The 14,918-nt window shown below is 35.3% G+C and carries 14 protein-coding genes and 1 tRNA gene; 10 read left to right on the plus strand and 5 right to left on the minus strand.

Annotation, left to right across the window (positions count from 1 at the left end; all coding sequences use genetic code 11):
* Positions 1-4 precede the first annotated feature (4 nt).
* Genes ES724_RS02120 through ES724_RS02130 form a run of 3 tightly spaced genes read right to left on the minus strand, consistent with a single transcriptional unit; the run spans position 5 to position 3,097 of the window.
* Complete coding sequence (locus ES724_RS02120) at positions 5-1,165, minus strand: efflux RND transporter periplasmic adaptor subunit (protein ID WP_146928890.1); 1,161 nt, start codon at positions 1,163-1,165, stop codon at positions 5-7.
* Positions 1,166-1,187: 22 nt separating this feature from the next.
* Entirely contained in the window at positions 1,188-2,552 is a 1,365-nt protein-coding gene (locus ES724_RS02125; protein ID WP_146928893.1) for a TolC family protein, read from the minus strand.
* Positions 2,552-3,097: a TetR/AcrR family transcriptional regulator gene (locus ES724_RS02130; RefSeq protein ID WP_317129737.1), complete on the minus strand. Its 546-nt coding sequence runs from the start codon at positions 3,095-3,097 to the stop codon at positions 2,552-2,554. Before ES724_RS02130 ends, ES724_RS02125 begins: the two co-directional genes overlap by 1 nt.
* Positions 3,098-3,298: 201 nt before the next feature.
* Between ES724_RS02130 and ES724_RS02135 the strand changes: the two genes are divergently transcribed.
* Positions 3,299-4,273 (plus strand): polyprenyl synthetase family protein, encoded by a 975-nt coding sequence (locus tag ES724_RS02135; protein ID WP_146928899.1) that lies wholly within the window; start codon positions 3,299-3,301, stop codon positions 4,271-4,273.
* On the opposite strand, the gene ES724_RS02140 is transcribed toward ES724_RS02135, so the two are convergent.
* Entirely contained in the window at positions 4,270-4,818 is a 549-nt protein-coding gene (locus tag ES724_RS02140) for an alpha-ketoglutarate decarboxylase (RefSeq protein WP_146928902.1), read from the minus strand. The two genes, ES724_RS02135 and ES724_RS02140, sit on opposite strands and share 4 nt — an antisense overlap.
* Before the next feature lie 110 nt (positions 4,819-4,928).
* On the opposite strand from ES724_RS02140, the gene ES724_RS02145 reads away from it, so the two are divergent.
* Positions 4,929-7,706, plus strand: coding sequence for a 2-oxoglutarate dehydrogenase E1 component (locus tag ES724_RS02145; RefSeq protein WP_146928905.1), 2,778 nt, complete (start codon positions 4,929-4,931; stop codon positions 7,704-7,706).
* Positions 7,707-7,781: 75 nt separating this feature from the next.
* Complete coding sequence (gene odhB / locus ES724_RS02150) at positions 7,782-9,083, plus strand: 2-oxoglutarate dehydrogenase complex dihydrolipoyllysine-residue succinyltransferase (RefSeq protein ID WP_146928908.1); 1,302 nt, start codon at positions 7,782-7,784, stop codon at positions 9,081-9,083.
* Between the two features lie 259 nt (positions 9,084-9,342).
* Here the strand turns inward: odhB and ES724_RS02155 are convergent, their stop codons facing one another.
* On the minus strand, positions 9,343-9,780 hold the full coding sequence (locus ES724_RS02155; protein WP_146928911.1) for a retropepsin-like aspartic protease: 438 nt from the start codon (positions 9,778-9,780) through the stop codon (positions 9,343-9,345).
* 51 nt (positions 9,781-9,831) lie between these two features.
* Here ES724_RS02155 and ES724_RS02160 point away from each other — a divergent pair, with 51 nt between their 5' ends.
* The 7 genes from ES724_RS02160 (at position 9,832) to ES724_RS02190 (ending at position 14,902) form a co-directional block, all read left to right on the plus strand.
* Positions 9,832-10,599 carry a TatD family hydrolase gene (locus tag ES724_RS02160; RefSeq protein WP_146928914.1) on the plus strand — a complete coding sequence of 256 codons (768 nt, stop codon included), beginning with the start codon at positions 9,832-9,834 and terminating at the stop codon, positions 10,597-10,599.
* Positions 10,600-10,654: 55 nt separating this feature from the next.
* A complete protein-coding gene (locus ES724_RS02165; protein WP_146928917.1) occupies positions 10,655-11,797 on the plus strand; it encodes a 1-acyl-sn-glycerol-3-phosphate acyltransferase in 1,143 nt (380 codons plus the stop codon).
* On the plus strand, positions 11,781-12,809 hold the full coding sequence (locus ES724_RS02170) for an asparaginase (RefSeq protein ID WP_146928920.1): 1,029 nt from the start codon (positions 11,781-11,783) through the stop codon (positions 12,807-12,809). The genes ES724_RS02165 and ES724_RS02170 overlap by 17 nt, the downstream gene beginning before the upstream one ends.
* A gap of 73 nt (positions 12,810-12,882) precedes the next feature.
* Positions 12,883-12,970: transfer RNA gene (locus tag ES724_RS02175), tRNA-Ser, on the plus strand.
* A gap of 71 nt (positions 12,971-13,041) precedes the next feature.
* Entirely contained in the window at positions 13,042-13,836 is a 795-nt protein-coding gene (locus tag ES724_RS02180) for a MotA/TolQ/ExbB proton channel family protein (RefSeq protein ID WP_034919787.1), read from the plus strand.
* Between the two features lie 13 nt (positions 13,837-13,849).
* The gene (locus ES724_RS02185; RefSeq protein ID WP_146928923.1) at positions 13,850-14,287 is read left to right on the plus strand and encodes a hypothetical protein; all 438 of its coding nucleotides are present in this window, start codon (positions 13,850-13,852) and stop codon (positions 14,285-14,287) included.
* Positions 14,288-14,290: 3 nt separating this feature from the next.
* Positions 14,291-14,902, plus strand: coding sequence for an ExbD/TolR family protein (locus ES724_RS02190; RefSeq protein ID WP_146928926.1), 612 nt, complete (start codon positions 14,291-14,293; stop codon positions 14,900-14,902).
* Positions 14,903-14,918 lie beyond the last annotated feature (16 nt).

A 14,918-nucleotide genomic window follows, 5' to 3' on the forward strand; every position in this document is an offset into this window, starting at 1 on the left:
TTTCTTAGTTATTAGTAGTTACACGTTGTCCGTTCCTTATGCTTTTTGCACCTTCAATAATAATAGTCTCCCCAGGTTTTAGACCACTTTTAACCTCAATTTCGTTTTCATAGGTATAACCTATTTCTAAAATCACTTTTTTAGCAATTCCAATCGAATCATTTTCAGCCTCATATAAAAAAACAATGGTCTCTCCTTTAGAGTTTTCCTGAAGTATGTTTGCAGGAATGGTTACAGCATTTGCGTTGGAATAATCATTTAATTGAACAGTAGCTATCAAGTTAGGCTTTACAAAACCATCTTTGTTGGGGATTTCAATTTCAACATCAAAAGTCCTGTTGTCTGGATTAATGTAGTTACCAACTTGGCGCACAATTCCTTTGTAGGTTTGCCCTATTGAAGCTAAATTTACATTCACAGCAGTTCCTTTTTCTACGGTTTTGGTATAATTTTCAGGAACAGATGCTTTAACGTACATGTTGTCTAAATTCACTAGTCGAATAACTTCGGTTTGTCCTTGATTAACAACTTGCCCTTGATCTGCAATGATATTATCTACAACTCCGGAAAAAGGTGCAGTAATAACTGTTTTAGATAATTGTGATCTTAACTGGTTTGTGGCATTTTTAGTAGCTTCATAATTCGCTTTTGCTTCTAAATACTGTATTTCCGATCCAATCTTTTGATCCCACAAACGTTCTTGTCTCTCAAAAGTAGTTTTTGCAAGCGCCATTTGAGTTTCTTGTTGAGCAACTTGGCTGGATAAACCACCGTCGTCTATAAGTGCTAAACGCTGCCCCTTAGTTACTTTTTGGCCTTGTTTTACATAAACCCTAGTTAAAACTCCGGAGTATTCAGGATATAAAATAATGTTCTGATCTGTTTCTACATTTCCTTGCACCTCTACAAAGTGCTTAAAAGTGGTGTCTTTCACAACCTGGGTAGTAACCAGAACTGCTTTATCATCTTTTTCTTCGCTTTGGATATAGGCGTTCAATTTATCTATATCTTCTCTAAGAAGTTTTTGCTGATGGTTTAATTCGCCTTTTTTGGCCTTGATTGCTTTAAGATCTCCCCCTTCTAATAAAGAATCTACAGAGTCTGTTTTCCCTCCGCAGGAAATAACTAAAAGAGTAATACTTAAAATATATAATAGCTTTTTCATGTTTTTAAAATTGAAGGGATTCCTAATTTTCTTTTGAATATTTGGTGGTATCAAGGAGATTTTCTAATTCGGTTTTATTTGTTACAACATTCAACATAGCTTGTAAATAATCTTGTTGTGCTCTATATAATTGTTGCTGTGCATCGTTTAGATCGAAACTGGAAGAAAGTCCTTCTAAAAATTTCACCTGATTTTTATTTTCTATTCGTTCTGCTAAGTCCAAACTCTTTTGCTTATTGGCATAATTTTCTAAACTAAACCTATAATCGTTTTTAGCCGATTCTATATTAAGTTCAACCTGATTCTTAGTGAACTCTAATTGAATAAGGGATTGCTCATATTGAATTCTTTTTTGTGCAGTTTTTGCACTTCGCATTCCGCTGCTAAAAATTGGCACATTTAAACTTAAGCCTAAAATAGATTGATCGAAATAAACCTGATTATTTGTAAAAAAACTGAAACTATCACTATTCCCCTGAGCCCCGTAGTTAACGAATCCTGTAAGTGTTGGTAAAGCCTTGCTTTTTTCCAGTTTAACCAAAATTTCAGCCTGATTGCTTTGATCCTGAGCTAGTCTAAAATCTATATTTTCCTCGATTGGAATTTCTTTATTAAGTAATTGAAGATCAAAATTCTCTGTACTTAATTCTTCTAAATTATCTAATGCTTCAATATAGTTGCTAACAGGAATTCCCATGCTAAGTTTCAGCATATCATAAGCAATTACCTCCATTCTCTCTGCATTATTTAAACTTGTTTCCAAACCTAACAAAGTAATTTCCAGTTGTTCTACAGCTTCCTCTTCTATGAGTCCATTTTCGTAAGTTTTTCTAGTGTCGTTCAGGTTTTTCTGAATTGTCTCCAAGTTCCTTTTAGAAATTTCTACGCTTTCCCGAGCTAATAAAACATTGCTATATGCATTGGTAATAGCCAGTTTTACCTCCAAATCTGTTTTCACTTTTGCATTCTCCGAAATTTGAAGCAAAGTTTTTGCAGATTGCACACCTACTATATAAGACCCATCAAAAATCAATTGGTTCCAGGTGCCAGTGGCTGTTAAATTTTGTTGGGTACCAAAGGTTACGGGCACAAAAGTTCCAGGATCTCCCCCTGCAATTTCTCCAGGCAATAAAATAACTGGTTGTTTTAGGTTGTTTATGTATTCTGCATTACCACTTATTTGGGGTAAACCCTGCGAAATAATTTCCCATTTTTGTTTAAGAGCGATGGCAATATCTTTACTGGCAATTTCAGCATTATAACTGTTCTTTAACCCATAGGCAATTGCTTCTTCTAAAGTGAAGGTTTGAGGAGCACTAGTGGTTGATTCCTGCGCGCTAACAATTGCAGTTAGTTGAAGAAAGAATATTAAAAAGATCCTTTTCATTAGTTTTTTAAGCTTGGTTTATTGATAAATTTATTGAGGGTGTCCAGTCCTTTTTCAGTAACAATGGCGCGCATATGATATTCTAAATAATTTTCCATTAATTGAGGAACCGAAAATTCTGATGTGTTAAAAATGTCGTTGTCCCTAATTCCAGTAATTCCAATAAAATAAATTTTAGAGGTGAAATTTATTGGGATATCTGGTCTATAGATACCTGTTTCAATTCCGCGTTTTAAATTTTCTATAACACAATCCTGCATTACACAAAATTGCTTATTGCTTAAAAACTCCGCTATTTTTGGATAATATTTTTTTAATTGATATTGAGGTGAAGACTGCTCGTTGTTTAAATTTTTCATCGCAAATTCTTTAACAGCATAAGTTTCTTCAATAACATTTAATTTTTGTGCGCTAATTTTATCTATTCCTGTAGAAATTAGTTCGAAAATATGGATCGATGCGGCTTCTACCAATTTGGTTTTAGTAGAGAAATGAGTGTAGATTGTTTTTTTTGAGATGCCTAATTCGTTGGCGATGTCGTCCATAGTAACACTCTTGAACCCAAAGTTCAAAAATAGTTCAACGGACTTTAATAAAATCTTGTCTCTCAACTTTTAATTTTGACGCAAAAATAAACTAAGGAAACTTTAAAAACAAAAAAAGTTTCCTTAGTTTTAAATCAATTAACATTCACTTAGAATTATTATTCTTTTCATTTATGGTATTTTAGCCGAAAAATCCGCATAATGCACACTATTGCCCAATACCGTGACGCTTTTTTGGAGTATTTAGATACTACTCTAGAAACTAAAGAACCAAAGAATTTATACGAGCCCATTACTTATATACTAAACTTGGGAGGAAAGCGCTTGAGACCGGTTTTGGTTTTAATGAGTGCTGAGATCTTTGATGCTCCTTACCAAAAAGCGCTGCAAGCAGCCTTAGCGATCGAGGTTTTTCATAATTTTTCTTTAGTTCATGACGATATAATGGATGCTGCCCCAATAAGAAGAGGCAAAGCAACAGTGCATGAAAAATGGGATCTCAATACAGGGATACTTTCTGGTGATGCCATGCTTATAAATGCTTACCAGTTGTTTGAACACTATGAAGGTTCAATTTTTAAAGAACTGGCACAATTATTCACTAAAACGGCAATTCAGGTTTGTGAAGGTCAACAGTACGATATAGATTTTGAGAGTAGGGAAGATGTGGAAATAGAAGATTACCTGAAAATGATAGAATATAAGACCGCTGTTCTTGTGGGAGCTTCCTTGCAAATGGGTGCTATAGTTGCGGGTGCTCCAGAAGATTGTAAGCGTTCTGTTTATCAATACGGAAGATTGTTAGGAATTGCATTTCAGTTACAAGATGATTACTTGGATGCCTTTGGTAATCCAGATACTTTTGGGAAACAAGTTGGGGGTGATATTATAGAGAATAAAAAGACCTTTTTATATTTAAAAGCATTAGAGAATTCTGAAAGGAATGAAGCTAGTAATTTAGAACATCTTTACTCAATAAGCCCGGTAGATGCAACAGGTAAAATTGAAGCAGTAAAGCTTATTTTTGAACAAAGCGGCGCAGCTGAACTTACCAGAGCGGAAATTAAAAAATACACGAAAGAGGCTTTTGCGATCCTTGATAAAATAGAAATTCCTGAAGACAAGAAATCTTTGCTACGTAGTTTTGGATCTTCTTTAATGGAGCGTGAGGTTTAAAAATAGATACTTACAAAAGGCATGAGCGCACTGCTGTAAAAACTCTTGTTTTCGTCATGCAATACATCGTAACGTAATCCTGTTACTACATTGCCCGAAGAAAATCCCGCACCTAAAAATAAGGCAGGTACCCAGTATTGTTCTCTAGAATTCCCGCAGTCTAGCTCTAAGTTGCGGTTGATGTTCAATTCTTGGAATTCCGCAGAAAATTGTAAAAATCTCACTGGATTTACCATAGTTAACAAACTTCCTCCCACACTGGTAGCCGTAAAATTATTTTGTTTGGTGTAGGCGCCACTTAAGCCAATCCCTGCAGAAACTATCTCACTAAAATCGTAAATGGCTGAAGGTGCAATTATTCCGGTAAACCTATTATTGCCAAAATTTAAACCCAAACTTCCTCCAAAACGTACAGATTGCCAAAAATCTTTTCCTTTGACTTGAGTGGTCTTTGAATCTTGGGCAATAAGATTCCCAGAACTACAAAAAGAGATAATAAAAACTAACAAAAATATATTTGAGGTGCGGTTTGTATAGCTAAACATGTTAAAATTCTTATAAGATAGAGGATAAATATAAGAATTTCTATAAGCTATAAATTCTAAAAATTGTATTTTTGCTTTGTTTAATACAAAAGAAACATTAGTTTCCAAATATGGATAAATTTTCATTTCTTAACGCTGCACCTACAGCCTATTTCGCCAATCTTTACGATCAGTATTTACAAAACCCGGACAATATAGAACCTAGCTGGAGAGCTTTCTTTCAAGGTTTCGACTTTGGAATGGAGCAAAATGGAGAGATTTCTAGAGAAACGCACCAAGAAAATGATGCTGCAAAACAGGAGTTTACATTAGCGGAAGTACCGGAAAACATAAGAAAAGAGTTTCAGGTAATTAAATTAATAGACGGATATAGAACTCGCGGACATTTATTTACTAAAACAAACCCGGTAAGAGAACGCAGACAATATGTACCAACTTTAGCATTAGAGAATTTCGGTCTTTCTTCAGAAGACCTGGATAAAACTTTTAGTGCCGGAGAAATTATTGGTATTGGAACCACAACTTTAAAAGATATTGTGTCTCATTTAGAGACCATTTATTGCCAGTCTATTGGAGTAGAATATATGTATATCCGAAAGCCTGAGGAAATAGAATGGATTCAGAAAAAATTAAATATAAACGATAATCAGCCTAAGTTTACTGACGCTGAGAAAAAAAATATACTTTCAAAACTAAACAATGCAGTTTCTTTTGAAAGCTTTTTACACACCAAATATGTAGGTCAAAAGCGATTCTCTCTGGAAGGAAACGAAAGTTTGATCCCAGCATTGGATACAATTATAGAAAAAGCTGCAGATTTTGGCGTGAAAGATTTTGTAATGGGAATGTCTCACCGTGGAAGACTGAATGCGCTAACCAATATCTTCGGGAAAAGTGCAAAAGATATTTTTAGTGAATTTGATGGCAAGGACTACGAACAGGACATTTTTGATGGAGATGTGAAATATCACTTAGGATGGACAAGTTGTAGAACTACTACAAACGGTAAAGAAATAAATATAAATATTGCGCCAAACCCATCTCACTTAGAGACCGTTGGAGCAGTTGTAGAAGGAATTTCCAGAGCAAAACAGGACAGGCATTATAAAGATGATTTTTCTAAAGTGCTCCCAATTATAGTGCACGGGGATGCGGCCATTGCTGGTCAAGGTTTGGTGTACGAGTTGGTGCAAATGGCACAATTGGAAGGTTATAAAACTGGTGGTACTATCCATATCGTAGTGAATAATCAAATTGGTTTTACTACGAACTATTTAGACGGTCGTTCTTCTACATATTGTACAGATGTTGGAAAAGTGACACTTTCTCCGGTGCTTCATGTAAATGCAGATGATGCAGAGGCTGTAGTTCACGCTGTTTTATTCGCGTTGGACTTCAGAATGAAATTTAAAAGAGATGTTTTTATAGATCTTTTAGGCTATAGAAAATACGGGCATAATGAAGGGGATGAACCTAGATTTACACAACCCAAACTTTATAAAGCAATTGCAAAGCATGAAAATCCTAGGGATATTTATGCAGAAAAACTGATAAAAAGTGGTGTAATTGAGGAAGGCTATGTTAAAAAGCTGGAAGAAGAATATAAGGCTAACCTAGAAGAAGAACTGGAAGATTCCAGAAAAGAAGATACTACAAGGATCACTCCTTTCATGCAAGATGAATGGGAAGGATTTGAGAATGTACGGGAAGACACCATGATGGCTCCTGTAGATACTACTATAGATATAAAGACGCTCGATAAGGTTGCAAAAGTGATCTCTAAGCTTCCTAAGGACAAAAAATTCCTTAGAAAGATTACAAAACTTATAGAAGCAAGAGAGACTATGTATTTTGATACCAACAAGTTAGACTGGGCGATGGCAGAATTGCTTGCTTATGGTACGTTGATGACTGAAGGATATAGTGTGCGAATGAGTGGGCAGGATGTAGAAAGAGGGACTTTTTCTCATCGTCATGCTATTGTAAAAGTAGAAGACAGTGAAGAAGAGATCATACTTCATAATAATATTCCAGATAGGAAGGGTAGATTCTCTATTTATAATTCACTTTTATCTGAGTATGGAGTAGTTGGTTTCGATTATGGATATGCCATGGCAAGTCCAGACACTTTAACTATTTGGGAAGCACAATTTGGGGATTTCGTAAATGGAGCCCAGATTATAATGGATCAATATCTTTCGGCTGCAGAAGATAAATGGAAACTTCAAAACGGATTGGTAATGTTATTGCCACACGGATATGAAGGGCAAGGAGCAGAACACTCATCTGGTAGAATGGAACGTTTCTTACAACTTTGTGCAACAGACAATATGTTTGTGGCCGATGTTACAACCCCTGCAAATATGTTTCATTTGTTAAGAAGACAAATGAAAGTGAACTATAGAAAACCACTTATTGTATTTACTCCAAAAAGTTTGTTAAGGCACCCAAAAGTTCTTTCAACTAAAGAAGAATTTGCTACAGGAACTTTTCAGACAGTAATAGATGATGCTTCAGCAAAGGTTGATAAAGTAAAATCCTTAGTATTTTGTACCGGGAAATTTTACTATGATCTTTTAGAGTTTCAAGAAGAGAATAAGCGAGATGATATAGCGCTGGTTAGAGTAGAGCAATTATTTCCTTTACCTGAAAAGAAGATAAAAGAAGCAATGGCTAAATATAAGAATGCAGACGATATTGTTTGGGCTCAGGAAGAACCAAGAAATATGGGTGCATATAGTTACTTATTATTACATTTTGATGAAGCAAAGAGCTTCAGAGTATGTAGTAGAAAATTCTATGGATCTCCGGCAGCGGGTAGTTCAGTAAGATTTAAAAAGCGACATGAAAAAGTAATTGCAAGTGTGTTTGATAAAACTATGGTTTAATCAAATTCCAATACTAATAAATAAAACATTCTTTCTTAGTAATAAGGAAGATTCAAAAACATAAAATAAAAGATCATGGCTTTAGAAATGAAAGTTCCTTCTCCGGGAGAATCTATTACAGAGGTTGAAATTGCTCAATGGCTCGTAGAAGATGGAGATTATGTAGAAAAAGATCAGCCAATTGCTGAAGTGGATAGCGACAAAGCAACCTTAGAACTTCCTGCTGAAGCTAGTGGAATAATTACATTAAAAGCTGAAGAAGGTGATGCTGTTGCTGTTGGCTCGGTAGTTTGTTTAATAGATACAGATGCTCCAAAACCTGGCGGGGACACTAAGGAAAAAACTAAATCTAAAGATGACTCTAAGGATGAATCTGCAGAAGAGGAAGTTAAAGAGCAAAGGGAAGAAACCTCTACAAAAGCTAATAGCGATAAAGGAGAGGCTTTAACACAAACACCTTCTAAGCCTTCAACTCCTTCTCAGGTACAAGATAAAACTTATGCTACCGGAACTCCATCTCCTTCTGCTAAGAAGATTATGGATGAAAAAGGAATCGATTCTAAATCTGTTTCCGGATCTGGTCGCGACGGGAGAATTACCAAAGAAGATGCCGTTCAGGCTAAAGCTTCTATGGGAACTCCAGGGCCTGGAAAACGAGGCGAAGAGCGTAAGAAAATGTCTATGCTTCGTAGAAAGGTTGCAGAGCGTTTAGTAAATGTTAAAAATGAAACTGCTATGCTTACTACTTTTAACGAAGTAGATATGTCGGCAATTTTCTCTTTGCGTAAACAATATAAAGAGGAGTTCAAAGATAAGCACGGTGTTGGTTTAGGCTTTATGTCTTTCTTTACCTTAGCAGTAGTTCGCGCCTTGGAATTATATCCAGATGTGAATTCCATGATAGATGGGGATTACCAAATAAAATTCGATTATAAGGATATAAGTATTGCTGTATCTGGTCCTAAAGGACTTATGGTGCCTGTAATGCGAAATGTTGAAAATATGGGCTTTAGAGCTGTAGAAGATGATGTAAAACGTCTTGCCCTAAAAGCTAGAGATGGAAATATTACCGTAGATGAAATGACGGGTGGTACTTTTACAATTACCAATGGTGGTGTATTTGGATCTATGTTATCTACTCCTATTATCAACCCACCTCAAAGTGCGATTTTAGGAATGCACAACATTGTGGAAAGACCAGTAGCTATAGATGGACATGTAGAGATAAGACCTATTATGTTTGTTGCTTTGTCTTATGACCATAGGGTGATAGATGGGAAAGAATCTGTTGGTTTCTTGGTTGCGGTAAAAGAAGCATTAGAAAGTCCAGAGGAATTATTGATGGATAACGATGTGAAGAGAGCCTTGGAACTATAGTTCAATAAGATTATTAAATAAAAAAAGCTCGCAACTTTCAAAGTTGCGAGCTTTTTTTTGGCTTATTTCAATCAAAATAATGCTATCAATGTTAGTATATTCAAAAGAAGTATTGCAATAATTGCTATTGCAAGTAAAACGAATGCCGCATTCGTAAAACCTTTTCTTTTAGCTAAACTTTCTATGATATCTATTTTCATATTCAAATTTAGCTGGAAAGAATGGATAATTTAATGGGGGTTTTTCCCCATTTTATAAATTATTTTAAATACAGGGCTTTATTTTTGTAATCTATAACTGCTTTTCCCTTTTTTAATATATCTGCACCAATAATTCCATGTACTTTTTCAGCTTTATGGTTTACTAAGGCTTCATTTACATGGGTAAGATCAAAAAGAACGAGGTCTAATTTTTTGGTTTTCCAGCCCTCAATTTCAATACTATTCTTTAAAGCGATCTGGGTTAACATATTGGTAGCGCCAGCTCCTGCGGCTCTAATCTTACTTTCTTCGCCCAACAACTTAAAATGAGCTGCAGCATCAAAACCAACACAGGTGCTAGAAGCACCAGTATCTAGAATAAAATTACCCTGAACTTCATTTATTTTTGCCACCAATTCAAAGTGATTGGTTTCAGTATATTTTAATTTAATGCGATAATAGCCTTTGCGTTCTAATAATTTCCTAAGGGATGACATTCGTTATGTTTTGACAAAGATAGGTCTTCAAAATAAATTATTTTTGCAATTATGATTTTAACAGATACTCACACGCATTTATATAGTAAGGATTTTGATTCCGATAGGGAAGAAGCTATCAATAAGGCTATTGAAAACGGAATCAGCCGCTTTTTTATCCCGGCTATAGATTCTTCTCATACAACAAGCATGTATGCTCTAGAAACTCAATTTCCAGACAATGTTTTTCTAATGATGGGATTACACCCAACTTCTGTTAAGGGAGATTTTGAAAAAGAATTGCTACATATTGAGGAGCAATTTAAAAAAAGGAGTTTTTATGCTGTAGGTGAAATAGGGATAGATCTTTACTGGGATAGAACGCTGCTTAAAGATCAGCAAATAGCTTTTAAGCGCCAAATTCAATTGGCCAAAGCTAAGAATCTGCCAATTGTAATTCATTGTAGGGATGCATTCGATGAGGTTTTTGAAGTGTTGGAGTCTGAAAAAGGAGATGATCTTTTTGGGATTTTTCATTGTTTTACCGGTAATAAAGAACAGGCTTTAAAAGCGCTTTCTTATAATATGAAACTGGGAATAGGTGGTGTTGTCACTTTTAAAAATGGGGGTTTAGATAAATTTTTAGCTGAAACACCTATTGAGCATATAGTTTTAGAGACAGATTCACCCTATTTAGCTCCTGCTCCATACAGAGGTAAAAGAAATGAAAGTGCTTACATTCAGATAATAGCAGAAAAAATAGCAGCTCTTTACGAGCTCGATCTAGAGGAGGTTGCTGCTATTACCACGAAAAACTCCAAAGATATATTCGGTGTGTAATGTGGGGAATTAACATATTATTTTGTTCATTTGTGAAGCTAACCAAATATTGTACGTGTCCAACTTCGAAGAAATAAGATTTTATAATGATAATGAGGTGCAAGCTGCTCTAAATAAGTATGCTAATCACCCAATGGTTAAAACGTTGTTACAGTTTACATTTCCTGAAATGTCATTCGAGGAGATTAAACAAATCTTAGACGATTGCCATTCTATCCGAGATTTTCAAGGAAAAGTCATTTATCATTCCGTAAGAAAAGTATTAGAGAAAAGCTCTGAGGGGCTTTCTTATAGTGGTTTTGAAAAGCTAAAAAAAGATGAATCTTATATGTTTATTTCTAATCATAGGGATATCATATTAGATACCAGTCTAATTAATTGTGTTTTATATGAGCAAGATTTAGTGATGACTGCTTCAGCGATTGGAGATAATCTAGTGCAAAAACCATTTTTATTATTATTATCCAGACTCAATAGAAATTTTCTTGTTCAACGTGGACTTACCCCTAGGGAGATGCTTCGCAGTTCATTAAACCTTTCAGAATATATTCGGCATTTATTGCTAGAAGAGAATAGATCTGTTTGGATGGCACAACGAGAAGGTCGCACCAAAGATGGCAATGATGTTACTCAACAAGGAGTTCTTAAAATGCTTGCTATGGCTAAAGGCGACATGAGTATTTCTGAATATTTTTCAAAAATTAAAATTGTTCCAGTTTCCATCTCATACGAGTTTGACCCTACAGATGTTCTTAAAATGCCAGAATTGATGGCTAAAAGAAATGAAGTGGTTTATAAAAAATCTGAGCACGAGGATTTCAACTCTATTTTAAAGGGTGCTTTGGGTAATAAGGGAAGGATCCATATTACTGCGGGAGAAATCCTAGATGAAAATTGGTTTAATGAATTAGAGAAAACAGAACATTCTGTTAACGATCAACTTCAGGCTATTGCTGGAGCTATTGATTCTAAGATTTATAAAAATTACAAACTTTGGCCTGCAAATTATGTAGCCTGCGACCTTCTAAATAATTCTGAAGCTCACGCCAGCAGATATACAGACAAGGAGAAAAGGCAGTTCGAGAGAAGGTTATCCCGCCGAGTGGACGTTAAAAATGCACTTGAAGTTAATAGTTACCTTTTAATGTATGCTAATCCTGTGATAAATCATGAAGCCCTAAATGAAAACAAAATCTAATATTTTATTGATCTATACCGGTGGAACCATTGGTATGATTAAAGATTTTGAAACCGGGGCTCTAAAGGCCTTTAATTTTAGTGAATTGCTTCAAAATATTCCTGAGTTAAAGCTACTGGAACATTCCATAGATACCGTGAGTTTTAAGGAGCCCATAGACTCTTCTAATATGAACCCAGGGAATTGGATTCGAATTGCAGAAATCATTGAAGAGAGATACGAGGATTATGACGGATTTGTGGTCTTACATGGGAGCGACACCATGTCTTATACTGCTTCTGCCTTAAGCTTCATGTTTGAGAATCTTACAAAACCAGTTGTTTTTACGGGTTCTCAATTACCTATTGGTGATTTAAGAACAGATGCCAAAGAAAATCTAATTACAAGTATTCAAATTGCAGGATTGCAAAAACAAGGAAGGCCTGTTATTTCTGAAGTTTGCCTTTATTTTGAATATAAATTATATAGAGCCAATAGAACTACGAAGATAAATGCAGAACATTTTCAGGCATTTTCATCTTCTAATTATCCACCTTTAGCAGAGTCTGGAGTATATTTATCTGTAAATCATTCGGCTCTTTGGTCAACAAATAGAAGGAAAAGGGTGAAATTGCATAAAGATTTCAACTCAGATGTGCTTATTTTAAAGATGTTTCCGGGAATAACGGAAAGTACAGTTGCGCATATTTTGGCGAAGAAAAATCTGCGAGGCGTCATATTAGAGACATTTGGTAGCGGAAATGCACCAACAGATGCATGGTTTATTAACTTACTAAAAAAGCATATTTCTAAAGGTTTAGTGGTCATTAATGTCACTCAGTGTGTTGCGGGCAGTGTGGCCATGGGCAATTACGAGACCAGTACGCAATTAAAGAAAATAGGAGTGGTGTCTGGTAAAGACATTACTACAGAAGCCGCAATAGCAAAATTAATGTACCTTTTAGGAAAAAAATTATCACCTAAAGTATTCAAAACCATCTATGAGACTTCCTTACGTGGGGAAATGTTATAAATATTAACGATTCTTATTTTGATGGTAATTTATTTTTTTTGTTATTTGGCTCACTAATTAAAATAAACAAATTAGAGAGGTGGCCGAGTGGTCGAAGGCGCACGCCTGGAAAGCGTGTATACGCCAAAAGCGTATCGAGGGTTCGAATCCCTTCCTCTCTGCAATTTATTTTTATTAAAAGTTTATTTTTATATCTTTAACCCTTTAACTAATTAATTTAAGACAAACAGTAATGAAAAGATTATTTTCAACTTTGGTAATCGCTTCGATTATGTTATTTGGAGCAGCACAAGCTAATGCGACAATTAATGTAAACATCTTACCTGATAATATCCAGACGATTGTTCAGGATGACGAAGCAAGCCTCGACACAGAAGAGGAAGATTTAGGTTTTCACCAAGAACTTAAAAAGCGTTTTATAGAAGGTGGTGCCGGATTTATGGGTATCGTACTTTTATGTTTAATTCTTGGTTTGGCCATAGCCATTGAGAGAATTATCTTTTTAAATTTATCTACAACAAACACTAAGAAATTAGCTCAGGATGTTGAAGATGCATTAAATAATGGCGGAGTAGAAGCTGCTAAAGAAGTTTGTAGAAACACAAGCGGACCGGTTGCCTCTATATATTACCAAGGACTAGATCGTGCAGACGAAAGTATTGAAGCGGCTGAGAAAGCTGTTGTTGCTTACGGTGGTGTACAGATGGGACAACTTGAAAAGAATGTTTCTTGGGTATCTTTATTTATCGCTTTGGCTCCTATGTTAGGATTCATGGGTACAGTAATTGGGATGATCCAAGCCTTTGATAAAATTGAAGCAGCAGGAGATATGCAACCTTCATTGGTAGCAGGTGGTATTAAAGTAGCACTTCTTACAACTGTATTTGGTTTGATCGTAGCTATTATTCTTCAGATTTTTTATAATTATATCATCGCTAAGATCGATAGTATTGTAAATGATATGGAAGATGCTTCTATCTTATTGATCGACATGTTGGTTGATTACAAAAACAAAAAAAGAATCTAAGAAATAATAAATCATGACCATACACAAAGTTTTAAAATATTTAGCACTTGTTATTGGTGTAATAGGTCTTATCCTTTTGGGTAGAATTATTATAGCTGGTGATGATGCTATTTCCGCCTCAGCGGCAGATCAAAATAGTTTACTAGAACCTATGATGTGGGTTGGCTATCTTGTACTAGGTATTTGTATATTAATTGTATGTTTCTTCGTAATTAAAGGTTTGTTCTCCGGAAACGTTAAGAACACATTAATCTCTGTAGGAGCATTTTTACTTGTAGTAGTTATAGCTTACGTCTTAACTGATGGAACTGAAGTTCAACTTAAAGATGGTGATACACTGTCTGCAAGCGGAGACCATTGGGTTGGTGCCGGATTAGTGATGTTTTATATTCTAGCAGCAATTGCGGTTGGAGCTATGGTACTTTCCGGAATAAGAAAACTAATAAAATAAATTATGGCTAAAAGATCAGCACCAGAAGTTAATGCCGGCTCTATGGCCGATATAGCATTCTTGCTATTAATTTTCTTCCTGGTTACTACAACAATCGAGACCGATAGGGGAATCAGCCGTAAATTGCCCCCTATTCAAGATGAGGAAGTTGAGCCGCCAGTTATTAAGCAGAAAAACATCTTTACTGTAATCGTTAATAGAAATAACGATTTATTTGTGGAAGATGAAAAAATGGAACTGAGCGAACTACGTGAAGCTGCTAAGGCCTTCTTAGATAATGGAGGAGGAGTTGGTGAAGATGGATGTAGTTACTGTCAAGGAGCTAGAGATCCACAAGCATCAGATAATCCGAAGAAAGCTATTATCTCATTGGTAAACGACCGTAAAACTGAATATAGAACTTATATTTCTGTACAAAACGAACTGGTTGCTGCATACAATGAGTTAAGAAATAGAGAATCGCAAAGGTTGTTTGGTATGGATTTTACTGAAATGGAAGCTAAGTACAATGATCCTAATTTCAGAGGAAATAAGAAGAAGATGGAAACGCAGATAGATCAAGTGAAGGTAATGTATCCTCAGTTATTATCTGAAGCAGAACCAAAAAGCTCATAGATTAGTATAATATTTT

This window comes from Gillisia hiemivivida (assembly GCF_007997295.1).
Taxonomy (GTDB): Bacteria; Bacteroidota; Bacteroidia; order Flavobacteriales; family Flavobacteriaceae; genus Gillisia; species Gillisia hiemivivida.

Bases quoted from the DNA above. Each gene is read 5' to 3' on its own strand.
- ES724_RS02120 (WP_146928890.1), bottom strand. From the start codon at position 1,165: ATGAAAAAGCTATTATATATTTTAAGTATTACTCTTTTAGTTATTTCC.
- ES724_RS02125 (WP_146928893.1), bottom strand. From the start codon at position 2,552: ATGAAAAGGATCTTTTTAATATTCTTTCTTCAACTAACTGCAATTGTT.
- ES724_RS02130 (WP_317129737.1), bottom strand. From the start codon at position 3,097: ATGGACGACATCGCCAACGAATTAGGCATCTCAAAAAAAACAATCTAC.
- ES724_RS02135 (WP_146928899.1), top strand. From the start codon at position 3,299: ATGCACACTATTGCCCAATACCGTGACGCTTTTTTGGAGTATTTAGAT.
- ES724_RS02140 (WP_146928902.1), bottom strand. From the start codon at position 4,818: ATGTTTAGCTATACAAACCGCACCTCAAATATATTTTTGTTAGTTTTT.
- ES724_RS02145 (WP_146928905.1), top strand. From the start codon at position 4,929: ATGGATAAATTTTCATTTCTTAACGCTGCACCTACAGCCTATTTCGCC.
- odhB (WP_146928908.1), top strand. From the start codon at position 7,782: ATGGCTTTAGAAATGAAAGTTCCTTCTCCGGGAGAATCTATTACAGAG.
- ES724_RS02155 (WP_146928911.1), bottom strand. From the start codon at position 9,780: ATGTCATCCCTTAGGAAATTATTAGAACGCAAAGGCTATTATCGCATT.
- ES724_RS02160 (WP_146928914.1), top strand. From the start codon at position 9,832: ATGATTTTAACAGATACTCACACGCATTTATATAGTAAGGATTTTGAT.
- ES724_RS02170 (WP_146928920.1), top strand. From the start codon at position 11,781: ATGAAAACAAAATCTAATATTTTATTGATCTATACCGGTGGAACCATT.
- ES724_RS02180 (WP_034919787.1), top strand. From the start codon at position 13,042: ATGAAAAGATTATTTTCAACTTTGGTAATCGCTTCGATTATGTTATTT.
- ES724_RS02185 (WP_146928923.1), top strand. From the start codon at position 13,850: ATGACCATACACAAAGTTTTAAAATATTTAGCACTTGTTATTGGTGTA.
- ES724_RS02190 (WP_146928926.1), top strand. From the start codon at position 14,291: ATGGCTAAAAGATCAGCACCAGAAGTTAATGCCGGCTCTATGGCCGAT.